The sequence below is a fragment of the Cognatishimia sp. 1_MG-2023 genome (assembly GCF_030548175.1).
In the GTDB taxonomy this organism is placed as follows: Bacteria; Pseudomonadota; Alphaproteobacteria; order Rhodobacterales; family Rhodobacteraceae; genus Cognatishimia.
Genome location: NZ_JAUORX010000011.1, coordinates 40,804 through 63,036, shown reverse-complemented (window position 1 = coordinate 63,036; position 22,233 = coordinate 40,804). Strand labels below are relative to the sequence as shown.

At 51.2% G+C, this 22,233-nt stretch carries 23 protein-coding genes; 13 read left to right on the top strand and 10 right to left on the bottom strand.

What is annotated here, in order from left to right; all coding sequences use genetic code 11:
• Positions 1–98 precede the first annotated feature (98 nt).
• From Q4544_RS14650 to Q4544_RS14615, 8 genes are all read left to right on the top strand, one after another.
• Positions 99–629, top strand: coding sequence for a DUF1643 domain-containing protein (locus Q4544_RS14650; protein ID WP_303507509.1), 531 nt, complete (start codon positions 99–101; stop codon positions 627–629).
• Complete coding sequence (locus Q4544_RS14645; RefSeq protein ID WP_303507507.1) at positions 630–896, top strand: DUF5665 domain-containing protein; 267 nt, start codon at positions 630–632, stop codon at positions 894–896.
• Positions 897–980: 84 nt separating this feature from the next.
• Positions 981–1,877 carry a calcium-binding protein gene (locus tag Q4544_RS14640; RefSeq protein WP_303507505.1) on the top strand — a complete coding sequence of 299 codons (897 nt, stop codon included), beginning with the start codon at positions 981–983 and terminating at the stop codon, positions 1,875–1,877.
• Between the two features lie 130 nt (positions 1,878–2,007).
• Positions 2,008–2,277 (top strand): 30S ribosomal protein S15, encoded by a 270-nt coding sequence (gene rpsO, locus Q4544_RS14635; protein WP_303507503.1) that lies wholly within the window; start codon positions 2,008–2,010, stop codon positions 2,275–2,277.
• 140 nt (positions 2,278–2,417) lie between these two features.
• Complete coding sequence (gene aqpZ / locus Q4544_RS14630; RefSeq protein ID WP_303507501.1) at positions 2,418–3,101, top strand: aquaporin Z; 684 nt, start codon at positions 2,418–2,420, stop codon at positions 3,099–3,101.
• Positions 3,102–3,346: 245 nt separating this feature from the next.
• A complete protein-coding gene (pnp, locus tag Q4544_RS14625) occupies positions 3,347–5,482 on the top strand; it encodes a polyribonucleotide nucleotidyltransferase (RefSeq protein ID WP_303507499.1) in 2,136 nt (711 codons plus the stop codon).
• Positions 5,483–5,619: 137 nt separating this feature from the next.
• Positions 5,620–6,333 (top strand): glycosyltransferase family 25 protein, encoded by a 714-nt coding sequence (locus Q4544_RS14620; RefSeq protein ID WP_303507497.1) that lies wholly within the window; start codon positions 5,620–5,622, stop codon positions 6,331–6,333.
• 85 nt (positions 6,334–6,418) lie between these two features.
• Entirely contained in the window at positions 6,419–7,099 is a 681-nt protein-coding gene (locus Q4544_RS14615) for a hypothetical protein (RefSeq protein WP_303507495.1), read from the top strand.
• A gap of 77 nt (positions 7,100–7,176) precedes the next feature.
• Here the strand turns inward: Q4544_RS14615 and Q4544_RS14610 are convergent, their stop codons facing one another.
• From Q4544_RS14610 to rarD, 3 genes are all read right to left on the bottom strand, one after another.
• Positions 7,177–7,827, bottom strand: a complete 651-nt coding sequence (locus tag Q4544_RS14610) for a peroxiredoxin (protein ID WP_303507493.1) — start codon at positions 7,825–7,827, stop codon at positions 7,177–7,179.
• Between the two features lie 93 nt (positions 7,828–7,920).
• Entirely contained in the window at positions 7,921–8,574 is a 654-nt protein-coding gene (locus Q4544_RS14605) for an RluA family pseudouridine synthase (RefSeq protein WP_303507491.1), read from the bottom strand.
• A 37-nt stretch (positions 8,575–8,611) separates the two neighbouring features.
• Positions 8,612–9,514, bottom strand: coding sequence for an EamA family transporter RarD (gene rarD, locus Q4544_RS14600; RefSeq protein ID WP_303507490.1), 903 nt, complete (start codon positions 9,512–9,514; stop codon positions 8,612–8,614).
• 142 nt (positions 9,515–9,656) lie between these two features.
• Between rarD and Q4544_RS14595 the strand changes: the two genes are divergently transcribed.
• On the top strand, positions 9,657–9,974 hold the full coding sequence (locus Q4544_RS14595; protein WP_303507489.1) for a hypothetical protein: 318 nt from the start codon (positions 9,657–9,659) through the stop codon (positions 9,972–9,974).
• Here Q4544_RS14595 and Q4544_RS14590 read toward each other — a convergent pair.
• From Q4544_RS14590 to Q4544_RS14565, 6 genes are all read right to left on the bottom strand, one after another.
• Positions 9,971–12,421 (bottom strand): FAD-dependent oxidoreductase, encoded by a 2,451-nt coding sequence (locus Q4544_RS14590; protein WP_303507487.1) that lies wholly within the window; start codon positions 12,419–12,421, stop codon positions 9,971–9,973. The genes Q4544_RS14595 and Q4544_RS14590 overlap by 4 nt on opposite strands.
• An 88-nt stretch (positions 12,422–12,509) precedes the next feature.
• The gene (locus tag Q4544_RS14585) at positions 12,510–13,469 is read right to left on the bottom strand and encodes a GlxA family transcriptional regulator (RefSeq protein ID WP_303507485.1); all 960 of its coding nucleotides are present in this window, start codon (positions 13,467–13,469) and stop codon (positions 12,510–12,512) included.
• Positions 13,466–15,910, bottom strand: coding sequence for an FAD-dependent oxidoreductase (locus Q4544_RS14580; protein ID WP_303507483.1), 2,445 nt, complete (start codon positions 15,908–15,910; stop codon positions 13,466–13,468). The genes Q4544_RS14585 and Q4544_RS14580 overlap by 4 nt, the downstream gene beginning before the upstream one ends.
• Positions 15,911–16,003: 93 nt before the next feature.
• Positions 16,004–16,576 carry a helix-turn-helix domain-containing protein gene (locus tag Q4544_RS14575; protein ID WP_303507482.1) on the bottom strand — a complete coding sequence of 191 codons (573 nt, stop codon included), beginning with the start codon at positions 16,574–16,576 and terminating at the stop codon, positions 16,004–16,006.
• A gap of 149 nt (positions 16,577–16,725) precedes the next feature.
• Positions 16,726–17,193: a GAF domain-containing protein gene (locus Q4544_RS14570; protein WP_303507480.1), complete on the bottom strand. Its 468-nt coding sequence runs from the start codon at positions 17,191–17,193 to the stop codon at positions 16,726–16,728.
• Positions 17,194–17,256: 63 nt separating this feature from the next.
• Positions 17,257–18,429, bottom strand: coding sequence for an acetyl-CoA C-acyltransferase (locus tag Q4544_RS14565; protein ID WP_303507478.1), 1,173 nt, complete (start codon positions 18,427–18,429; stop codon positions 17,257–17,259).
• Positions 18,430–18,610: 181 nt separating this feature from the next.
• Here Q4544_RS14565 and Q4544_RS14560 point away from each other — a divergent pair, with 181 nt between their 5' ends.
• From Q4544_RS14560 to ggt, 3 genes are all read left to right on the top strand, one after another.
• Positions 18,611–18,940 (top strand): STAS domain-containing protein, encoded by a 330-nt coding sequence (locus tag Q4544_RS14560; protein ID WP_303507476.1) that lies wholly within the window; start codon positions 18,611–18,613, stop codon positions 18,938–18,940.
• A gap of 26 nt (positions 18,941–18,966) precedes the next feature.
• Complete coding sequence (locus tag Q4544_RS14555; protein ID WP_303507474.1) at positions 18,967–19,428, top strand: ATP-binding protein; 462 nt, start codon at positions 18,967–18,969, stop codon at positions 19,426–19,428.
• A 63-nt stretch (positions 19,429–19,491) separates the two neighbouring features.
• The gene (gene ggt / locus Q4544_RS14550) at positions 19,492–21,072 is read left to right on the top strand and encodes a gamma-glutamyltransferase (protein WP_303507472.1); all 1,581 of its coding nucleotides are present in this window, start codon (positions 19,492–19,494) and stop codon (positions 21,070–21,072) included.
• A gap of 10 nt (positions 21,073–21,082) precedes the next feature.
• On the opposite strand, the gene hspQ is transcribed toward ggt, so the two are convergent.
• Positions 21,083–21,409 carry a heat shock protein HspQ gene (gene hspQ / locus Q4544_RS14545; RefSeq protein WP_303507471.1) on the bottom strand — a complete coding sequence of 109 codons (327 nt, stop codon included), beginning with the start codon at positions 21,407–21,409 and terminating at the stop codon, positions 21,083–21,085.
• Positions 21,410–21,634: 225 nt separating this feature from the next.
• Here hspQ and Q4544_RS14540 point away from each other — a divergent pair, with 225 nt between their 5' ends.
• Positions 21,635–22,222 (top strand): transglycosylase SLT domain-containing protein, encoded by a 588-nt coding sequence (locus Q4544_RS14540; RefSeq protein ID WP_303507469.1) that lies wholly within the window; start codon positions 21,635–21,637, stop codon positions 22,220–22,222.
• The last annotated feature ends 11 nt before the right edge of the window (positions 22,223–22,233 follow it).

The window sequence follows — 22,233 nt, the reverse complement described above, 5'->3', positions numbered from 1 at the left end:
CTTTTCGGGAATCTGTGTGAACACGTTTCGTACTGTTCAAAGTCGAATACGAATCGTACGTTTCAGGCTCCGAAACGTACGAATTTCCACATTTACCAATGATTAAGCGACAGTTCCAAAAAGGCGATGCCGCCTCCGAAGCGCTCTATTCTTCTGACGAAGTTTATCGCTATGCGCTGACCCGCGTCTGGGATTCCAAGGCACCTCGAGTTGCGTTTGTGATGCTAAACCCCTCGAAAGCAACAGAAATTCAGAATGACCCCACCATCGAACGCTGCGAACGCCGCGCCCGTGCCTTGGGGTATGGCGGGTTTCGTGCGGTCAATATCTTTGCCTTGCGAGAGACCGACCCCCACGCAATGCGTCGCCACAAAAATCCAGAAGGCCCTGAAAACAAACAGGTTTTACAAGAAACCTGCGATTGGGCCGACCACGTCATCGCCGCTTGGGGCACCCACGGAACCCATTTGAACCAAGGGCCGATGGTGCAAAAGTTCCTGTTTGAAACCAGCCAAGAAATTTACCATTTTGGCCTTACGAAACACGGCCACCCCCGTCATCCGCTTTACGTCGCCTACGCACAAAAGCCGATCCGGTGGATGGATAACACATTGAATTCAGGTGATTAAATGAACAACAACGATCAAGCCGCGCTCGAGCGCCTGACAAAAGAAGTCGAACGCTTGAACGCCCATCGCTTCATCCGTGTTCAGAATTCTTACTTTCGGTTAATCCTTTTCCAATTCATCCGCGGCCTCGCCTTCGGCCTTGGTTCCGTTGTTGGTGCAACAATTTTAGTTTCAATTTTAGCTTGGTGGGTCAGCCAATTTGAATTCATCCCCATAATTGGCGACTGGGCCGCACAGATAGCAAAGCAAATTGAGCTGATCCAATAGCCCGTTAACCACGAAGCTAAGTTACTGTTTACGTGATGTTTTTTGCGTGCTTTGATCATAGTGTTTTTGTGATCGGAGCAGGACATGTGGATCTTCGCAAGCCTTCTAGGCATCATGGCAGTCGGCACCGCTTTCGTCGGTTTAGGCACCGATGAAAGCGATGAGTCAGAGAATTCCGAAAACGGCCGTATCACATCCGGCGGTTCTGCGGCCGATTCGTTGATCGGTAGTGACGGCGAAGATCAGATAAATGGTTATGATAACAACGACTTAATCATTGGCGGCGAGGGCAACGACCAACTCTTCGGCGCCGATGGCGATGACGCTATTTCCGGTGACGCGGGAAATGACACCCTGAATGGCGGCGCGGATAACGACACCCTGACCGGCGGCGACGGTAACGATTTGCTAGAGGGTGATTTAAACGATGATCTGTTAAGTGGCGGAAAAGGTTCAGATTCTTTGAACGGCGGCACTGGAAATGACACGCTAAATGGCGGCGATGGTAACGATTGGCTCGCCGGTCGGCATGGCGATGACGCCCTGACCGGCGACTTGGGCGCAGACACTTTATCCGGCTTTGAGGGCAATGATATTTTAGATGGCCGCGTATTAGATACGGATGGCAACGACATCGACCAAGGTGACAGCCTATCTGGTGGAAACGGTCAAGATATTATAATTGCAGGAAAAAATGACCTAATCACCGGAGGGGATGGCGCAGACACCGGCGTATTTGGCACTTGGATAGACAACGAATCCACTGCCACTTGGCAAGATTTCGACCCTGCCGAAGACAACGTCGTCCTTATGATTCCCCCCAATCAAATCGATTCCGCCGAAGTCGCAATCCGAATAGACCCAACCGATCCCAATATCGGTCACGTGCAATTAAACGGCATCACAATCGTCTCGGTCCAAGGCGGCGGAACACTAACACCTTCGGACATTTCCCTACTGCCCGACAACTCATCTGCATAAAAAGCTTCCCAACCATAAAAAATAGGCCTATACGCCCCATCTGTCTGTGGAATCACAGGCATATCTCCGTGGACCCTGCTGGACGACATCCCGGCTTGCGCCCCTAACCCTTTTGAACAAGGAGACCCCGATGTCGATTACTGCAGAAGAAAAAGCACGCGTAATGAAAGAATTCGGCACCAAAGAAGGTGACACTGGTTCACCTGAAGTACAGGTTGCCATCCTTTCCTCACGTATCGCGACTCTGACCGATCACTTCAAATCCCACAAAAAAGACAACCACGGCCGCCGTGGTCTTTTGAAAATGGTTGCTCAGCGCCGTAAGCTGCTGGACTACCTGAAGGGCAAAGAAGAAAAGCGTTACCAGGATCTGATCCAACGCCTCGGTTTGCGCCGCTAAGAATTGCCAACTTTACTGGCCGAAACGCCCGCTCCTTTGAGCGGGCGTTTTTCATTTCTGACGTCCACTTCCCGACATTCCCCTATGTCGCAGGCCCTTAGGCTCGTTAGCCTAGCTCAAAGCTCATAAGTGGAGGGACGATGATGAATAAAGAAATCGCAGAGTTTATTGGGACGTTTACGCTGGTTCTGTTTGGTTGCGGCGCAGCCGTTATCGCGGGTGCAGATATTGGCCTAACAGGCATCAGCTTTGCCTTTGGCTTTGCCTTGATCGGTATGGCCTATGGAATTGGCCCCGTTTCTGGCTGCCACATTAACCCAGCAGTAACTCTGGGCGCAGTTGCCGCAGGCCGCATGAATATGGGTGAAGCGATCCGCTACATCATTGCCCAAGTTGCCGGTGCAACAGTTGCAGCATTGGTTCTAATGATCATCGCCAGTGGCAAAGCCGATTATTCTGTGGCCGAAAATGGCTTGGGCCAAAATGGCTGGGGCGCCGGATACTTAGGTGAATACAGCATGAGTGCAGCATTCATTTTTGAAGTGGTTGCTACATTTCTGTTCATGGTCGTGATCCTTGGCGCCACCGGAGAAAAAGCGCCAACAGCCATTGCAGGCTTAGCAATTGGCATCGCCTTGGTCGTGATCCATTTAGTCGGGATCAACATCACAGGCGTTTCCGTAAACCCAGCGCGTTCATTCGGCCCCGCGCTTTTCGTGGGCGGAACAGCACTGTCGCAGCTTTGGTTGTTTATCGTCGCCCCTATCATAGGCGCCGTGGCGGCTGGGGCCTTGTTCAGAAGCGAGCTTTTGGACGCAGATTGATCCAGCGTTAATACGTTAGAAAAAGGCGCCCCTGTTTGGGCGCCTTTTGTTTGAAATGGACCGTTCTGGCGAGTGATTTCTATTCTTTCCACAGGGCGCGTTTTCCTATATGGCCAGAGGCATCTGAGACGTTGTGCCTGGACCCCGGCACTTCAAAGCAAGATAAATTGGGGTCGGCGGCAATGGGGCCGCTATGTAAACGGGAGACCCGGAGGGCCGGGAGCGCTCCTACTTAGGATACGATGATGTTTAACGAAGTTAAAAAATCCATGCAGTGGGGCGAAGAGACGCTGACACTGGAAACGGGTAAAGTTGCCCGTCAGGCTGATGGTACGGTTATCGCTACTTTGGGCGAAACACGTGTTATGGCCAACGTGACCTTTGCAAAGGCACAAAAACCAGGTCAGGATTTCTTTCCGCTGACCGTTCACTACCAAGAAAAATACTATGCTGCTGGTAAAGTACCAGGCGGCTTCTTTAAGCGCGAAGCGCGCCCAACAGAAAAAGAAACACTGACAGCACGCCTGATCGACCGTCCGATCCGTCCGCTGTTCGTGGATGGCTTCAAAAACGAAGTTCTCGTCATGTGTACAGTTCTGTCGCACGACTTGGTTAACGACCCAGACATGGTTGCGATGATCGCAGCATCTGCGGCTCTGACCATTTCTGGCGCGCCATTCATGGGCCCAATCGCGGCTGCTCGTGTTGGTTTTGAAGCTGGCGAATACGTTCTGAACCCACAAGTCGACGACATGCAGGACCTACGCAACAACCCTGATCAACGCCTTGATCTAGTTGTAGCTGGTACCAAAGATGCCGTCATGATGGTTGAATCCGAAGCATACGAACTGACCGAAGCAGAAATGCTAGGTGCAGTTAAGTTTGCACACGAAGCGATCCAGCCTGTTATCGATCTGATCATTGATCTGGCCGAAGAAACAGCAAAAGAGCCGTTTGATTTCGTAGCACCTGATTACGCTGACTTGTACGAAGCTGTAAAAGCAGCTGGCGAAACACAAATGCGTGCAGCCTTTGCTTTGACAGACAAGCAAGAGCGTACCACTGCGGTTTCTGCAGCGCGTGAAGCGATCAAAGCCGCATTGACCGAAGAGCAGCTAGACGATGCGAACCTAGGTTCTGCATTGAAAAAGCTAGAAGCAAGCATCCTACGCGGTGACGTTGTTAAAACTGGTAAGCGTATCGACGGCCGTGCAACTGACACTGTTCGTGCGATCTCTGCGGAAACTGGTTTCTTGCCACGTACACACGGCTCTGCGCTGTTCACACGCGGTGAAACTCAGGGCTTGGTTGTGACCACTTTGGGCACAGGCGACGACGAGCAAATCATCGATGCATTGCACGGTAACTTCCGCAGCAACTTTATGCTGCACTATAACTTCCCTCCATACTCTGTTGGTGAAGTTGGTCGTGTGGGTGGCCCAGGTCGTCGTGAAATCGGTCACGGTAAACTGGCATGGCGTGCGCTTCAGGCAGTTTTGCCAGCGGCAACCGACTTCCCTTACACTGTGCGTGTTGTTTCAGAGATCACTGAATCCAACGGTTCATCCTCGATGGCATCCGTTTGTGGTGGTTCCTTGTCCATGATGGACGCAGGTGTACCATTGAAATCAGCCGTTGCTGGCGTTGCGATGGGCTTGATCCTGGAAGACGATGGCGACTATGCAATCCTGACTGACATCTTGGGTGACGAAGATCACCTAGGTGACATGGACTTCAAAGTGGCTGGTACCGAAAACGGCATCACCTCTTTGCAGATGGACATCAAGGTTGCAGGCATCACTCCTGAGATCATGGAAAAAGCGCTCGCACAGGCGAAAGAAGGCCGTTTGCACATCTTGGAAGAGATGAACAAAGCATTGTCCGGCGCATCTGACTTCTCTGTTCACGCACCTCGCATCGAGACCATGAACATTCCAACTGACAAGATCCGTGAAGTTATCGGTTCTGGCGGTAAGGTTATTCGTGAAATCGTTGAAGTGTCTGGCGCGAAAGTGGACATCAATGACGAAGGCGTCATCAAGATTGCATCGCCAAATGGTGACTCGATCAAGAAAGCCTACGACATGATCCACTCCATCGTCGCAGAGCCAGAAGAAGGCGCGATCTACACTGGTAAAGTCGTCAAAATCGTCGACTTCGGTGCATTCGTGAACTTCTTTGGTAAGCGCGATGGCTTGGTCCACGTGTCCCAAATCGAAAACCGCCGCTTGAACCACCCATCTGATGTTCTGAAAGAAGGTCAGGAAGTAAAAGTTAAGCTACTAGGCTTTGACGATCGCGGTAAAGTTCGCCTGTCGATGAAAATGATCGATCAGGAAACTGGTGAAGAGATGAAGCCAGAAGAAAAAGCAGACGACTAAGGTCTCTCTTGCGAACAGAAGCTCCGGAGAAATTCGGGGCTTCTCTTTTTACCCTGTGCTTGGTTAGTTTAGACGATTGTTTTGAGACTTAGGTTTGTTACAAGCAGCCTCAAAGATCGGGAGGGGAAGATACGGCGATGATTGAAACTTATATTATTCACCTCCCGAGAAGCACAGAGCGCGCAAACCTCGTGCAAAAGCTTGCAGAAAAGCTACCCAACGCTAAAGTTCTAGACGCAGTAGATGGGCGCGAAATGCCTGAAAACGAACGTCAGTCCATTATTACAGAAGCCTTATACGAACCACGTTACCCGTTTGGGGTAACACCTTCTGAATTAGGATGCTTCCTGTCACATAGGAAAGTCTGGCAACAAATCGGCTCAAGCTCCGCAACTGTCTCGGTCGTTGTCGAAGATGATATTGCTCTACTGCCTGGGTTTGAAGAAACCTTAGAGGCAGTTCTCTGCGCGGCAGATGAGTTTAGTTTTATTCGCTTTCCTCTGAAAGACCGTGAAGTTCCAGCTTTACTGAAATCTACGGGTAAAGGCACCATCTTCCGCCCTGAAATCATAGGGCTGTCTACCGGCATGTATGTGATTGGTCGAGATGCTGCGGCCCAGCTACTAGCGCGCTCTGAGAAGATCGACCGCGCAATCGACGCCTGGCTTCAAATGCGCTGGGAAACTGGCATCGACAACCACGCCGTCTGGCCAACACATATCGCGAGCGCGGCGCTTGAAACAGGTGGCTCTACGATCCAGTCCAAGCGCTCTTTACGTTCAGAGCTAGGACGAGTGTGGAAACGCGCCAAATACCGCCAACAAATTGCGAAGCTGTCCAAGGCATCATGAAATGCAGGCTTTCCAAAGATTTCGCACAAAATGTACGCAACTAAGCTGCATTCTAAATCTGATTTGATTAACAAAAGGTACTTCAATGACACCTGTCGTACATAGCTACTATCGCTCTAATATTGCGCCTGAAATGCTCAAAGCTCAGGCAGATGTCTTTGAACATTTCGGCGTCCCATTAAAACAATGGAAAGATGATAGTCGCAATCACGGTGAATGGATTACCCATGTTATGCGAGAAGCAAAGCCTGATGAAGTCGTGATGATTGCCGACATTGATGCGTTTCCACTGTCTTTTGAGGCCTATAACGATATGGCTTCCAAAGCTCAGCAGGGAGCCCTTGCTGGGCTCGCTCAGGTTGCAAATCATATCGACAAGTCGAAGCTTTATGCGGGGCCCATGTTTATGGCAGTTTCCAGCAACATGTACCGCGAATTCGGGTCTCCGGAGCTCATCAAAAACAAAGTCGTTGATGTTGCACAGATACTGACAAACATGGCGGTTGTATCCAACATCCCCGTGCAAATGGTTTTTCCGAAATTCGCGATTCATCCAAAATGGGGATTAGCGGACCAAGGGATCTTTGGCGTGGGAACCTTTTATGGAGATGATGAGTTTTTCCACCTTTTTGAAGCGCGTCGCAGCGAGGCTATCTCACTATTCGTCGAAGTTTCGAAAGGCGTCATCAAAGGCTCACATGACTACGCCCGCTATGTAGAAATTTTGTCTCAAACCCCCAAGAAAAAACGGTTTAAGTTGTTCTAAAATAGCAAAGATAAATCAAAAGAGAACGAACCCCAAATAAATGGGAGCAAAACGTTGCTCCCACTTCAAAAGACATATCACTCAGGCGCTTTAGTCTTACGCAGGTAAGGAAAGATCGTTTCGAACTCGCCAAACTTTGCCTTTGCGTCTTCGTTGCTGACGGTTGGTGGAATGATCACGTCTTCGCCCGGAACCCAATTGGCTGGTGTTGCGACGCCTTTGCCTGACATTTGCAAGCCGTCCAGCGCGCGTAGGATTTCGGCGAAGTTCCGGCCTACTGTCATTGGGTAAGTCATCGACAGCTTGAGTTGCTTGTCCGGTCCAATAATGAATACGGAACGCACTGTGGCACTGTCCGCTGGTGTTCGACCATCAGGCAGGTACGCTTCGGCTGGGAGCATGTCGAATAGCTTAGAGACCTCTAGACCGCCGTCAGCGATAATTGGAAATTGTGCCGGAGCATTGCCATAGGATTCGATATCTTTCTTCCAACCCTTATGCTCTTCGACACCATCTACAGAGACACCAATCACTTTGGTGCCACGTGCGGCCCATTCGTCTGCCAATTGAGCAACCGCAGAAAATTCGGTGGTGCAAACTGGTGTAAAATCTTTTGGGTGTGAGAACAAAATCGCCCAGCTGTCGCCGATCCAATCGTGGAATGAAATTGTGCCCTGATCTGTCTCTGCGGTAAAATCTGGAACAACGTCGTTAATGCGAATACCCATGTAATCCTCCAATATGGCAAGCCATCTTCGTTATACGCCACAGATTGACGCCATTGCGCGTAAGGTCAAGGTGCGCTTTTGCAAACGCATTGTTCAAAACGGCGCTTTGGCCCGAAAGCTGATGCCCTTACCGCTTTCCGGGTGCTTGATGCGCAGCTCTTCTGAGTGCAGCATCAACCGAGGATGGTTCAGGGCTTCCCCGGTGGCATAAAGGGGATCACCTAGCATCACATGGCCCAATGCGAGCATGTGAACACGTAGCTGGTGGCTGCGGCCCGTTTTTGGCGTTAGGCGAACGCGCGTCTCGCCGTCATCATAGCGCAAAACGCGCCAGTCTGTAACGGCCGCCTTGCCGGTTTCGTGGCAGACCTTTTGCAGGGGGCGGTTTGGCCAATCCACAATCAGTGGAAAATCGACTGTACCGGTTTTCTCGGCCACAGTTCCATTTACGCGTGCCACATAGGTCTTTTTAGTCGTCCGCTTTTCAAACTGCATCGACAGATTGCGTTGGGCATGAGGCGTCATTGCAAAAACAATGATGCCCGAGGTATCACGGTCCAAGCGATGCACTAATAATGCATCGGGAAAAGCTGCCTGAACACGACTGAGCAAACAGTCCGCCATATGGTCGCCCCGTCCAGGCACAGAGAGCAAGCCAGAGGGCTTGTTCAAGACAATGATGTCACTGTCTTCGTGCAATATCTCAAGCGGGTCCTGCGGAGGGTCGTATGGGGTGATCTGGCTCATAAGGCGGGCATAGCGATTTGCACCGATTAGAACAAGCTTAGCGCTTTCGCATCTCTCGAAACATTGAGACTGAGTAGATGACCAAGGCCAGCCAAATCATCGGAAACGCAATCATGCGGCTATGATCAAGCTTTTCGTCAAAGACAAAGATCGCAATGAGAAAAATCAAACTTGGTGCGATGTATTGAAGAATGCCTGCGGTTGATAGGCGGATCAGTTTGGCTCCGTTCGCGTAAATCATAAGCGGGATCGCTGTGACCACGCCGCAGCCGATCAATAGCCACGCGTTCGATGGTGAATTCGTAAAGCTGTTTTGACCTGTGCCGGAAAGGTAAGCCAGATATGCGGCGGCTGGTACGGAGAGGATGAGTAATTCTAGTAAGAAACCTTGGTTTGGTCCGATTGGTAGTGATTTCTTGAAATACGCATAGAACCCCCAACTCCCCGTCAAAATCAAAGGAACCCAAGGTGGGCTAGGTGACTCAACGATCAGCACGACAACTGCGATTGCAGCCAATCCGATTGACACCATTTGTGCCCGTGTCGGACGCTCGCCCAACAGGACTATTCCAAGAAACATCGAGAATAACGGGTTAATGTAATATCCCAACGCTGCATCCGCTGCGCGATCATTGGCGATGGTATACACATAAGTGCCCGAATTGATCGACACTAAGCTCGCGGTAAGGCACGCCATCATCAACATGCGTGGATTTCGAAACGCTTCTTGTAGGGCCTGCGTTCTGCGCAATACGATCAAAACAGCGCCAGCAACTGGAATAGACCAAATCACCCGATGCGCGACGACTTCTGCAGCTGGCACATGCGATAGCACCTTCATGTACAGCGGCAGAAAGCCCCATGAAACATAGGCCGTGATTGCGAACATCAACCCACGCGGTGTATCTAACTCTACCAATTTTGGTGACGTTTGGACCATCAAATATGCCTCCTGTTGAGCCATATATGTCAGAGACTTTGCATAACTAACAGCACGCGAAATCATGATTTTTCGTGATAGCTGCGACGGAAACTTGTGATGGCTTCGTATTACCTTTTGAAACACAAACGGAGCGAGCAAAATGAAGTTAATTCCTTACACCGCAATCATCCTATTCGGCGGCCTGTCTTTGGCGACTGTTGCAACATCCGAAACCTTGCAGCGTGGAGAACGGCCAACCGACAAAATTGCGGCGGACCTGAACATTCCCGAACAGGTCTTTGTCACTTGCTTTAGTGACGTGCAGCCCGCACGCAATCACGCGCCTAGTGGCGAGCGCCAGAGAATGAACAAAGCGGTCCTTTTGCCGTGCCTTCAGGCCGAAAACCCGACCATCACCAATGACATGCTAGATAGCGTCATGGATCGTTACCGCCCCGAAGGTCCCATGCGTGGTTAGGCTTTGACCCGAGACGACGTGGGATCATACATCGGGCGAATTGACGCCTCTGCTTTGATCCGCATCCCCATAACGTCAATCTCATAGGTCGAGGCCAAAACCTCGGTGGCGCTTTCCCCAGAACAGGGCACATACCCAAGCCCCATAGCGCCGCCGAGTGTATGCCCATAGGCACCAGACGACAGGAATCCGACAATTTCGCCGTCTCTGAGAATTGGTTCGTTGTGATATAGCAGCGGCTCTGGATCAGTCAGTCGGAATTGCAGCAATCGGTTTTGCGGACCGGTTTCCTTACGCTTCAGCACAGCCTCTTTACCGATGAAATCTGGCTTATCTGTTTTGACAGCAAAGCCTAAGCCGGCGTCGATCACGTGATCCTCGCAAGTGATGTCATGCCCAAAGTGGCGATAGCCCTTCTCGATCCGCAGACTATCCATCATGTGCAGGCCGCACAGCTGTAGGTCCATATCTTGGCCAGCTTCCCACAAGGTTTCAAAGACGTGGCCTGCCATGTCAGAAGATGCATAAATCTCCCAACCCAGTTCCCCGACATAAGTGACCCGATGCGCACGGGCGAGGCCCATGCCTATCTCAATCTCTTGGGCTGTGCCGAAAGGGTTCACTTCATTTGAGAAGTCGTTAGGCGACACTTTCTGCAACAAGGCCCGCGCATTTGGACCCATGACAGCCATCACAGCCTCGCCAGCAGTGACATCAGTTATGACTACGCGGAACTCACCCACATGGCGACGCATCCACGTATGGTCTGCTAGGCATGTCGCGGCAGGTGTGACGACCAAGTAGGTCGTTTCAGACAGCCGTGTCACCGTTACATCCGCCTCGATACCGCCATTGCGATTAAGAAACTGCGTGTAAGTGATTTTACCATTCGCGACGGAAAAGTTCCCGCCGCCGATATAGTTCATGAACGCCTCGGCATCCGGGCCCTCGACCCGGATTTTGCCGAAAGAACTCATGTCATACAGGCCCACATTTTCACGCACGGCCCGATGTTCATTGGCAGAATTTTCAAACCAATTCTGGCGTTTCCAAGTGTATTCGTATTCGCGAGACTGCCCCGGTTTCGCAATCCAATTGGCGCGTTCCCAACCCGCAAACTCGCCCATGACAGCGCCACGCTCTAACAGGTGGTGATGCAGAGGAGAGCGTCGCACACCGCGCGCCGTTTCTTTTTGCTTGAACGGGAAATGATCTTTGAACAACAGACCAAGCGTTTCCTTCGACCTCTCGAAAAGGTATCGCTTGTTCCCCTGAAAGGGTTGCATCCGCGAAATATCGACATCACCTAAGTCGAATGGCTTTTCGCCGCCATCCATCCACTCGGCCAAGGCCATCCCCGCACCGCCCGCAGATTGAATACCGATAGAGTTAAAACCTGCCGCGACCCAAAAATTATCCAACTCTGGCGCAAGGCCCAGATGGTAGGCATCATCAGGTGTAAAGGATTCTGGGCCATTGAAAAATGTATGAATGCCTGCTTCTGCCAGTAGTGGAACACGATCCACCGCCATTTCTAGGATAGGTTCGAAATGATCGAAATCCTCTTGGAGCTGGTCAAATTCAAAGTCTTCTGGAATGCCATCCATCGCCCAAGGTTTGGCGACGGGCTCAAAGGCGCCCAACAAGATTTTGCCCGCATCTTCTTTGTAATAGGCATATTCATCTGGAACCCGCAGAACCGGTAGTTGTGTAAGCCCCTCGATGTTTTCGGTTACTATGTAAAAGTGTTCGCAGGCTTGAAGCGGCACGTTTGCGCCCGCCATTTTACCAACCTCTTGGCCCCACATGCCCGCGCAGTTCACCACCATGTCACAAGCGATGTGACCCGTTTGCGAACCATCGTCTGATTGCCAGTCCACGCCAACAACTTTACGGTCTTCTTTGCGTAGCCCGGTCACCTTAATGCGCTCTTTGATCAAAGCACCGTTCAGCCGGGCACCTTTTGCCAAGGCTAAAGCGATATTGGCAGGATCACCTTGACCGTCTTTGCGTAAATACACCGCCCCCTTCACGCCATCTAAGTTGAGATGGGGATACAGTTCCTGAACACGTTCATTCGAAATCTCTTCGACCTCAACGCCAAATGCGCGCGCCATTGCAGCTTGACGGTAAATCTCTTCTTTGCGTTCTTCTGTCAGTGCAACGGTGATGGAGCCACAGCGCTTAAACCCTGTCGAAACGCCTGTTTCAGACTCTAATTCACCATAAAGCTCCTGCGAATACTTCGCGAGCTTGGTCATATTTTTGGTCGCGCGTAGTTGAGCGATCAGGCCAGCGGCATGCCACGTTGTACCAGAAGTAAGCTGTTTACGTTCAAGCAAGACAATGTCTTTCCAACCTTTCTTGGCCAGATGATAGGCTACGGAACAACCGATCACACCGCCGCCGATAATCACCACGCGGGCCTTAGTTGGAATGTCGTTCATAGCTGGTCCCCTTTTGATCACCCGCGTAACTTGTCACAAGGTTCGAAATAAAAATGTGTGAAATGCGACAAATCTGACGGAAATCACATCAAGATTGCGCGGCGCGTCGTTGCTTGCGCAATGCAAAGGGCGTGATCCCATAGTAGCTTTTGTACAGGCCGGAAAATCCATTACTGAAGCCGCAGGCCAAACCGACATCGCGTACACTTAGCGTCGTATTCAAAAGCAAGTTGTTTGCCTTCGTTAGTCGCAATTCACGGTAAAATCGGTTGGGGGTAGTGTTTAGCATCGTCTGAAACTTCCGTTCGAGCGAACGGTTCGATACATTTAAAACACCCACCAACTCGCCAATTGGTAGAGGGTCTTCAATATTAGCTTGCATGATTTCAATGCAATGATCTAACTCCTGATCACCCGTCCCTGCGCCCTTAGCACCTAAAAAAGGCTGGGACGTTGCAAAGTCCCGGATTGTGTCATGCAACAGAATATTGGCCACAGCCAACTTCGTCGCTTGGGGCACGTGGGCACCAATCACTGACAGCATCACATCTACTGTTGCACCCATCCCGGCACAGGTCACGAGCTTTCCATCTTGTGCGGCAATAGAATTCGACGTGTGGACGTGTTTACCGCGCTCACTCATAAGCTCTGAGTTTTCCCAATGGGTGGTGCGCACTAACAAATCAGAGTCGCTGTCTTTGATGTAACGGCTTGCTGCCTCTGCCAATAAATACACGTTTGCATGGCGGTGCAGGTATTTTGCAATCACACTCTGCAACGCCAAGTCGGGACAGTCCTGATCCGAGTTGCCCAAGGCGAACATGTAATCGGCATCTGGCCGGTCCTGTATAGGGTGGGTCGTTACAAAAGCATCGCTACTCGATGATTTAAGGCCGCCTTTGATAGATACGTATTCCCACGAAAATGGTGGCACCGCGCTGACGCGATTGGCAAGACGCAAGGTGTCTGTCACTGCCGCCAGCTCTGTTAGTACAAAGCCGTCGGCGATAATGATGTCGAAACGTATGATGTCACGCGGCGCTGTCATGCGCGGATGCGGCTGTTATCTGGATCCCAGAGCGGACCATCCTTTTGCACAATAGCCGGAAACTTTTGACCAAAAATCTCAACGTCTAGCTTGGTGCCTTCGATCGCCAAGTCAGCACGCACAATTGCCAGCGCGATAGATTTGTTCACGCGGTATCCAAAGTTGCCAGAAGTGGTTTCCCCAACAATTTCGCCATCCTTCCAGATTGACGACATATAGGGCGCGTCTGAATCACCGGCCTCTACGATAAGTGTAACAAAGGCCTTATTAGAGCCTGTTTTTGTCTCATTTATCAATGCTACTTTGCCAGAAAACTCCTGCGGTTTTTCCAACTTCACGAACCGACCTAGACCTGCTTGCAGCATGGTATAATCCGACGATAAGTCGCCTTTCCATGTGCGATACCCTTTTTCAATCCGCATGGAATCTAGCGCGTACATACCGAATGGCGTCGCGCCAGCGTTGCGTATTGCCTCATAGATCGCTTTCGCATGATGTGTATCGCAATGCACTTCCCAACCAAGTTCCCCGGCGAACGACACCCGCGCCAAGGCACATTCGCATCCTGCGATTTGCGTGTGCTGATGCGTTAACCAACCCATAGATAAATCGGCATCCGAGATGGCCGCAAACAGCTCGCGCGACTTTGGGCCGGTAACCAGCATCGTCGTTTGATCTTTGGAACGGTCCACTAGAGAGAGGCCATCAGGCAAGCTGCGCCATAGAAGTTCATAGTCGTGCCATTGCGCAACAGCAGCTGTCATCAATACAAACTGATCTTCGCCATGGCGGATACAGGACATCTCGGTCACGATCCGACCTTTGGTATCGGTAAAATACACGAGGTTCATACGGCCGGATTTCGGCAACGCTCCTGCGACTTGCGAACGCAACCATTCAGCCGCGCCAGCGCCAGACAATTCAAACCGAGAAAAACCGCACATGTCGATCACACCGACGCCGTCACGTACGGCTTCAACTTCTTCTTTCACCCGAATGGCCCATGGGCCGTTTCGATCCCAGGTTTCTGTCGCAACTTCAGTTACATCGTCCCCGGGCTTGGCGAACCAATTCGCGCGTTCCCATCCGTTGTATGCCCCCATCTGAGCGCCATCTGCCAAGAGGCGTTCGTGATTTTCCGAGAGCTTTTTATCCCGCGCCGCTGGCCATTCGTGATGTGGGAAATGCATCGCGTATTCATGGCCGTAGGTTTCCAATGCCTTGTTCAAACTAAAATCGAAATCCGCATGTTCGGTGTAGCGGCGACTGTCCACTGCCCACATGTCCCATTCGGTTTCACCTTCGGTGATCCATTCCGCCATCACTTTTCCTGCGCCACCAGCCTGAACGATGCCAAAAGTAAAGCTATGCGCTTCGAATGCGTTTTTCACACCGGGCATTGGACCCATCAAAGGCAGACCGTCAGGTGCATAAGGGATTGGCCCATTGATCACGCGCCCAACGCCTTGTGTTCCCAGCACCGGAACCCGTTCCATCGCGTCTTCGATGTACCATTCCAGTCGATCAAGATCGTCTGGGAACAGTTGGAACGAAAAGTCTTCGGGCATCGGATCTTGAGACGTTATCCAGTGCGCCTTACAATTTCGTTCGTAGGGGCCAAGGTTTAACCCGTGTTTATCTTGGCGCAGGTAGTATGAGCTATCAACGTCGCGGATCATCGGTAGCTTTCGTCCAGACTCCTTTGTCCACTCTTCAATTTCCGGAATTTCTTCTGTCAAAAAATACTGATGAGACATCACAGTCATTGGAACATCGCGCCCGCCGAATGGTTTAAACCATTCACCAATCCGCTTGGCGTAATACCCGCCGCAGTTCACCACGAACTCACATCTTATATCACCCTTATCTGTGTGAACGATCCATTCGTCGTCTTCACGGCTGACACCAGTCGCAGGACAGAAGCGTTGAATGTTTGCTCCGAGCGAACGCGCGCCTTTGGCCATCGCTTGGGTCAACTGAGCTGGGTCAATGTCACCGTCTAACGGATCCCAAAGTACGCCCTGTAGGTCGTGCGTCTCCATAAAGGGATAGTATTCTAGGGCCTCTGTTGGACTGAGCATATCCATCTCAAGCCCTTGGTGCCGTGCCATTGATGCCACGCGCTCAAACTCTTGCATACGCTCTTTGGTATGGCCCAATCGCAATGCGCCGGTCACGTGGTAGTTCATTGGATAATCGACATCATCCGCTAAGGTGCGATACATCTCCAACGAATACCGCTGCATATTCATCACGGCCCAAGATGCTGAAAAGTTCGGGCAGTTCCCTGCGGCGTGCCAGGTTGATCCGGCCGTGAGTTCGTTCTTTTCAAGCAGCACGCAATCGGTCCAGCCGGATTTGGCGAGATGGTACAACGTCGAAACACCGATAGCACCGCCACCAATGATGACCACGCGCGCAGTTGTCGGAAAGTTTGCCATTTTCGGTACCCTATTTTGAATAGATCGAGACTGTCGTCAGTTTGAAATCGTCGCGCTTACCTCAACGATTATGCGTTTCCGGGGATCAGCGAGTTAGTACACCGGCGGAGCAATCACCCAGATTGCGACAGCCGGTTCGTCATAAGGATTGGCCCAACGGTAGGACTCTCCTCTAATTCGAAAACTATCGCCTTTGGTCGCGGTGAAAGTCCGATTGCCTATCGTTAGATCCAAAGATCCTGACATCAGGTAACCCACCTCTTGCGTTGGCCGTGAGATCAGATTGCGCAGACGCGAATGTGGCTGAAACGTTGAATGAACCATCTCAAAGTCGTCGGTTAGGTCAGGGGACAGAAGCTCTTCTATCAACCCTTCATCATTTGACCCCATGGGACGACGGGTGGCTGACCGAACGATGTAGCCTTGCTCAATTGCGGGCACACTATCGTGACCAAACAGCATCGAAAGAGGTACACCCAAACATTGCGCGATATTGCGAAGGTCAGAGATCGACGGTTCGGACTTGTCACGTTCTACTTGGCTAAGCCACCCAACCGAGCGCTCCAGCAGCGCCGCGGTGTCTGCAAGAGTTAGCCCGCGCGCTTTGCGTAGTGCTCGCAGATCGGCCCCAAGCGTTTTCGGCTGCGATGGTGATGTATGAAGCATCTCGCTCTCCGTGAAAAAATGCTAATTTATTTCATACTGAACTGAGTCAGTGAAATTTCAAAGCATTTTTTCACACGCCAAGGCACAGCTGCGCAAATCAATCAGAGATTGGCGCAATCACGACATTTGCCGAAAAACAGTGGTCGGAATTAAAACACAGCCGAAGCGTCTCGAAATGCATCAGCCAGAATCGCTGACAATTTATCTGCATCTTCTTGAGTAAACGCTTTGGGCTGATTGCTATCAATATCAAAGACGCCCAACAGATCCCCATTGCCATTCACGACTGGAATGACGACTTCGGACTTTGTTGTTGTGGAGCAAGCGATGTGACCCTCGAACGCATCAACGTCAGCAACCAATTGCACCTCACGCGTGCGTGCCGCAGCGCCACAAACTCCGCGAGTAAAAGGGATAACAAGGCAGCCATGCCCACCCTGATACGGGCCAATTTTAAGCAACGCAGGCGCAACAACGCGATAAAACCCCGTCCAGTCAAAGCGATCATCAGAGTGATGCACTTCGCACGCTATCGTCGCCATCAAAGAAATCACATCCGTTTCACCAGATGTCAGAGCTAGAACAGTGTTCGACAGATCAGAGTAGTTAACGCGCATGGACTTCTCCTTCAGGACAATTGCTTATTGTCGCCAATCGCCCCGAAGGTCAATTCCATCCGCTTAGGCCAATTCTATCGCTATTGCCGTGCCTTCGCCACCACCGATGCAAATCGCGGCCACACCACGTTTTAGGCCACGTTTCTCTAGTGCATTCAACAGCGTCACAATGATCCGAGCGCCTGACGCCCCGATTGGGTGACCTAGCGCACAGGCCCCACCGTTCACATTCACTTTGTCACGCGAAAGACCCATTTCATGCATGAACGCCATTGGAACAACGGCAAAGGCTTCGTTCACTTCCCATAAATCAACATCTTCCGTTGACCATCCCAAAGACTTCAAAAGTTTTTGGGCCGCTGGAACCGGCGCTGTAGGAAACAATGAAGGCGCATGTGCATGTGAAGCATGCCCCATAATCCGGGCGCGAATTTTCAATCCACGCTCTTTTGCTGCATCTTCGCTTGCAACGACAAGCGCAGCTGCGCCATCTGAAATCGAGGATGAGTTTGCGGCCGTTACTGTGCCATCCTTGCGGAATGCGGGTTTAAGCTGCGGGATTTTTTCAGGGCGCGCTTTTGAAGGCTGTTCGTCTTTTGAAAAGGTCAGTTCACCTTTGCGCGTATTTACCGTCACTGGGAAAATTTCACCGTCAAATGCGCCAGTCGCTTCGGCCTCTAATGCATTAGACAGTGATTTCAGCGCGTACTCATCCTGCGCCTCGCGGGTAAATTGAAATGCCTCTGCACAATCTTCGGCAAAAGTACCCATCAGACGACCCTTGTCATAGGCATCTTCGAGGCCATCAAGGAACATATGATCGACAACTTGCTGATGACCAATGCGTGCTCCGCCACGCATCTTGGGCAACAGATATGGCGCGTTGCTCATGCTTTCCATGCCACCAGCGATCAATACATCAGCATGACCCAGCGCGATTTGATCAAAGCTCATCATGGCTGCTTTCATGCCCGAGCCACACATTTTATTCAGCGTGGTGGCTGGGACCTCTTCGCCAAGCCCTCCAGCAAAACCGGCTTGCCGCGCGGGTGCCTGCCCTTGGCCGGCTGGTAGAACACAGCCCATCAACACTTCATCAGCCGTTTCAGTTCCAGCGTCTTTTAAAGCAGCACGAATTGCGACACCGCCAAGAGTGACGGCTTCGATACCGTCAAAGTCTCCTTGGAATCCGCCCATTGGCGTCCGAGCTGCACCAGCAATTACAACGGATTTCATAGTACTCTTCCCTTTGTTTTTCTTGCATCGGTTTTAAATCCAAAACCGATCATTGATGCTCCAAGATGTACACACCGTGAAACAAGTTTGAAAGATGACCGTATTTCTACGGATCAAGGTTAGAGAATAGTAAGATTCTCAGTTTAGCGTAGCGGCTCAACCCGAAACCAGAGGCGCTCATATGCAGTTATCCAAAGAAATTCTTGGGGAAACCCTTGTCGTCACCGTACTGGACGAACGGATAGACGCCGCGGTTGCTTTGCAATTCAAGGAGGCCATTCGCCAAGCGACAGAACTGCCATCACCGCGCGTCGTCCTTAATATGATCAACGTAAAGTTTGTCGATTCCAGTGGCTTAGGGGCAATTGTGGGATCAATGAAGCAGTTGGACTCCGAACGATCCTTTGAGTTATCCGGCCTTACAGGTGCCGTCGAAAAAGTATTCCACCTGACGCGCATGGACACGATCTTTACAATTCACGCATCGCTGGATGAGGCCATTGATGCTTAAGCGCTCAACAGCCCGGGGGGTGTAAAATGCGCAATCGCGCCGGAGCACCGTTGGAGGAACGAGTGTTTTACCGCTCTAAAAATGACGCTACGTTGTTTAGCGTCCGCGATGCGATGGAGCACGTTCGCGCTACCCTCAAGCAGAGAGCCGTGGATGATGTCACACTGTCATCAATCGAAATAGTCGTGACCGAAGTGCTCAATAACATTGTAGAGCACGCACTGATTGAAGGCTCCGGTTGGTTTGAGTTAAGCTGTGAAATCAAAAAAAATGAGTTGTCGTTTCACATCAAAGACAACGGTTTAGAAATGCCCTTGGGACGCTTACCAGAGGGTATTCCACCAGAAACCCATGGTCCTAGATGCAGCTTACCAGAGGGTGGTTGGGGTTGGTCGCTCGTTCATACGCTTGCAAATGATCTGCGGTATCAAAGAAATGGCTCGATAAATCACGTAAGATTTACGATTTCTAGGATCAAACCCTCATAGAGTATTTGGCAAATCATCAATTCACGCATAGGTTTTCTCAAATCGCATTAATTGGGGGGCACTATGCGAGACTTTCACAAACCCGGTCGATCAGCTGTGTTCGCGCAAAATGGCATGTGTGCAACCTCTCACCCATTGGCCGCACAAGTTGCGATTGATCTATTAAAGCGTGGCGGCACAGCAATGGATGCCGCGATCGCTGGTGCCCTTGTTCTTGGCATTTGTGAGCCACAAATGACAGGAATTGGCGGTGACTGTTTTGTTCTCTTTTCGCCAGCAGGAACAGACGACATTCATGCAATGAACGGTTCGGGGAAAGCACCCGCTGCTGCGACAGCAAATGCGTTGCGTGCACAGGGTCACAGTACCGTGCCATTGAACAGCCCAGCTGCCGTTACGATTCCTGCTGCGATAGATGCCTTTTGCCAATTGTCTGACCGCTGGGGCCGGTTAGGTTTGGACGCGCTGCTTGAACCAGCCATTCGCTATGCAGAAGACGGCATTCCCGTCGCACCACGCGTTGCGTTTGATTGGCAATCTGGTGCTGATGCATTGCAAGGCGCCGCCGCGCGCAATTACTATTTAAAGGGCGATAAGCCTTTCGTTACCGGAGAGCTATTCCGCGCGCCTGGTCAAGCCGAAGTGTTACGCAAGGTCGCGAGACTTGGTCGCGACGGGTTCTATGCTGGCGACGTTATGGAAGACATGCTTAGCACATTGAATGCACTGGGCGGTCTTCACACGGCAGATGATTTTGCGAATGCGCGGGCCGACGAAACGCGGCCGATCCACGGCGAATACCATGATCACGAATTGTTCGAGCATCCGCCCAACGGCCAAGGTGCAACGGCAATTTTATTGCTCAACATTCTGGCCCAGTTTGACATCGCAGAAATGGATCCGTTCGGAGCAGAGCGGGCGCATATAGAAGCCGAGGCTACGAAATTGGCCTATGATACGCGCAACCGATTTATGGCCGATCCTGATCATATGTCTCGACAAAACTACATGCTTTCAATGGATACGGCGCGCAACCTAGCGGCGCTGATTGATCCAAAGCGCGCGATGCCGTCGGCAACCAGCCTTTCGGAATCAGTCCACAAAGACACCGTTTACATCACCGTTGTTGATCGCGACGGCATGTCGGTTTCTTTGATCTATTCGATTTTCCACACATTCGGGTCCGGGATCGCTACAGATAAATACGGTATTCTTTTCCAGAACCGCGGTGCTGGCTTTACGCTCGATGCAGGGCATCCCAATGAACTCGCCGGTGGCAAGCGGCCAATGCACACCATCATTCCAGGCATTCTGGCGCAAAAGGGCAAACCCATCATGCCCTTTGGCGTAATGGGCGGTCAGTATCAATCAACGGGACACGCGCGTCTGATCACCAACTTGCTGGATTTCGGAATGGACCCGCAAACCGCAATAGATGCACCGCGTTCTTTCGCGGAAAAGGGCATGCTTGCTGTCGAAAAAGGATATACGCCTGACGTTGTTCAACAGCTCGCGGACCTTGGCCACAAAATCACCATGCCCGAAACACCGATTGGTGGCGCGCAGGCAGTTCTGATGCATGAAAGTGGCGTGTTCGAAGGCGCGTCTGATCCGCGCAAAGATGGATGTGCGTTGGGCTACTAAGCCCCGCGCATCAATTCATATTGAAGTGCAGAGGATAGCTGCCGTCTTCGAACGGGCCAAACAGGTCACTGATGTCTGGATGATCGACAGGCTCGCCTGAGTAGTCAGCGATCAGGTTTTGTTCGGAGACGTAGGCCACATAGTAGCTTTGGTCATTCTCAGCCAAAAGATGATAAAATGGCTGGTCCTTAACCGGGCGGCTTTCCTCGGGAATCGCATCATACCATTCTTCGGTATTTGAGAATTCCGGGTCCACATCAAAGACAACACCACGAAACGGATGCTTGCGGTGGCGGACCACTTGGCCAAGGTAATATTTTGCGCGCGTCGTGTTCATAGATTGCAGCCCCTACCGTTGGAGCGTACTGCGTTCAAGGGTTATTTGTCCATTTTTTGGGGCCACATTCTGGGAAACAGTCTGTGAACTTGACTGTAACAGTGAAAATCAATCGCCTTAGCAAAAGCTTGCTGTGTAAACCCCTCACCTCTGGATTGTGATTTCAAATTTTCACAGATCAGGGTATAATTTAAAAAAAGAATTCAAACAAAAAGCGAGAGGCCAATGAGCAGACACTTTCGCGCCCTAATCCTTCTAGTCTTGGTCGCAGCTTGCGGCGGAGGGGATAATTCGGCGCCTAGAAATTTAGATGACGCGTGCTCCATTCTCAGCCAGCGTCCAAAGTTCGCCCGTGCATTTAAGGCAACTGAACGTCGCTGGGGCGTTCCTGCCCACGTTCAAATGGCGACAATTTACCAAGAGAGCAAATTCATCGCCAATGCTCGCACACCGCACAAATATGTATTGGGTGTCTTGCCAATGGGCCGCCAAAGCAGCGCCTATGGCTATGCTCAAGCGTTGGACGCGACATGGAAGGGCTATCAAAAAGCAACCGGTCGTTGGAGCGCGGATCGCGATGATATTTTTGACGCCACTGATTTTATGGGATGGTACATGAATCAAACGCGCGATCGGAATGGCATCTCCCTGCACGACGCACGTAATCAGTATTTGGCCTACCACGAAGGTCACACAGGTTATTCCCGCGGCACATATAAAAACAAAGCCTGGTTGGTCAGAGTGTCTGGCGAGGTCGCGTCACGCGCCTCTCGCTATCAAAGGCAACTCGCAAGCTGCCGCCGTTTTCGGTGATAAGCCAATGA

Bases quoted from the DNA above. Each gene is read 5' to 3' on its own strand.
- Q4544_RS14650 (WP_303507509.1), top strand. From the start codon at position 99: ATGATTAAGCGACAGTTCCAAAAAGGCGATGCCGCCTCCGAAGCGCTC.
- Q4544_RS14645 (WP_303507507.1), top strand. From the start codon at position 630: ATGAACAACAACGATCAAGCCGCGCTCGAGCGCCTGACAAAAGAAGTC.
- Q4544_RS14640 (WP_303507505.1), top strand. From the start codon at position 981: ATGTGGATCTTCGCAAGCCTTCTAGGCATCATGGCAGTCGGCACCGCT.
- rpsO (WP_303507503.1), top strand. From the start codon at position 2,008: ATGTCGATTACTGCAGAAGAAAAAGCACGCGTAATGAAAGAATTCGGC.
- aqpZ (WP_303507501.1), top strand. From the start codon at position 2,418: ATGATGAATAAAGAAATCGCAGAGTTTATTGGGACGTTTACGCTGGTT.
- pnp (WP_303507499.1), top strand. From the start codon at position 3,347: ATGTTTAACGAAGTTAAAAAATCCATGCAGTGGGGCGAAGAGACGCTG.
- Q4544_RS14620 (WP_303507497.1), top strand. From the start codon at position 5,620: ATGATTGAAACTTATATTATTCACCTCCCGAGAAGCACAGAGCGCGCA.
- Q4544_RS14615 (WP_303507495.1), top strand. From the start codon at position 6,419: ATGACACCTGTCGTACATAGCTACTATCGCTCTAATATTGCGCCTGAA.
- Q4544_RS14610 (WP_303507493.1), bottom strand. From the start codon at position 7,827: ATGGGTATTCGCATTAACGACGTTGTTCCAGATTTTACCGCAGAGACA.
- Q4544_RS14605 (WP_303507491.1), bottom strand. From the start codon at position 8,574: ATGAGCCAGATCACCCCATACGACCCTCCGCAGGACCCGCTTGAGATA.
- rarD (WP_303507490.1), bottom strand. From the start codon at position 9,514: ATGGTCCAAACGTCACCAAAATTGGTAGAGTTAGATACACCGCGTGGG.
- Q4544_RS14595 (WP_303507489.1), top strand. From the start codon at position 9,657: ATGAAGTTAATTCCTTACACCGCAATCATCCTATTCGGCGGCCTGTCT.
- Q4544_RS14590 (WP_303507487.1), bottom strand. From the start codon at position 12,421: ATGAACGACATTCCAACTAAGGCCCGCGTGGTGATTATCGGCGGCGGT.
- Q4544_RS14585 (WP_303507485.1), bottom strand. From the start codon at position 13,469: ATGACAGCGCCGCGTGACATCATACGTTTCGACATCATTATCGCCGAC.
- Q4544_RS14580 (WP_303507483.1), bottom strand. From the start codon at position 15,910: ATGGCAAACTTTCCGACAACTGCGCGCGTGGTCATCATTGGTGGCGGT.
- Q4544_RS14575 (WP_303507482.1), bottom strand. From the start codon at position 16,576: ATGCTTCATACATCACCATCGCAGCCGAAAACGCTTGGGGCCGATCTG.
- Q4544_RS14570 (WP_303507480.1), bottom strand. From the start codon at position 17,193: ATGCGCGTTAACTACTCTGATCTGTCGAACACTGTTCTAGCTCTGACA.
- Q4544_RS14565 (WP_303507478.1), bottom strand. From the start codon at position 18,429: ATGAAATCCGTTGTAATTGCTGGTGCAGCTCGGACGCCAATGGGCGGA.
- Q4544_RS14560 (WP_303507476.1), top strand. From the start codon at position 18,611: ATGCAGTTATCCAAAGAAATTCTTGGGGAAACCCTTGTCGTCACCGTA.
- Q4544_RS14555 (WP_303507474.1), top strand. From the start codon at position 18,967: ATGCGCAATCGCGCCGGAGCACCGTTGGAGGAACGAGTGTTTTACCGC.
- ggt (WP_303507472.1), top strand. From the start codon at position 19,492: ATGCGAGACTTTCACAAACCCGGTCGATCAGCTGTGTTCGCGCAAAAT.
- hspQ (WP_303507471.1), bottom strand. From the start codon at position 21,409: ATGAACACGACGCGCGCAAAATATTACCTTGGCCAAGTGGTCCGCCAC.
- Q4544_RS14540 (WP_303507469.1), top strand. From the start codon at position 21,635: ATGAGCAGACACTTTCGCGCCCTAATCCTTCTAGTCTTGGTCGCAGCT.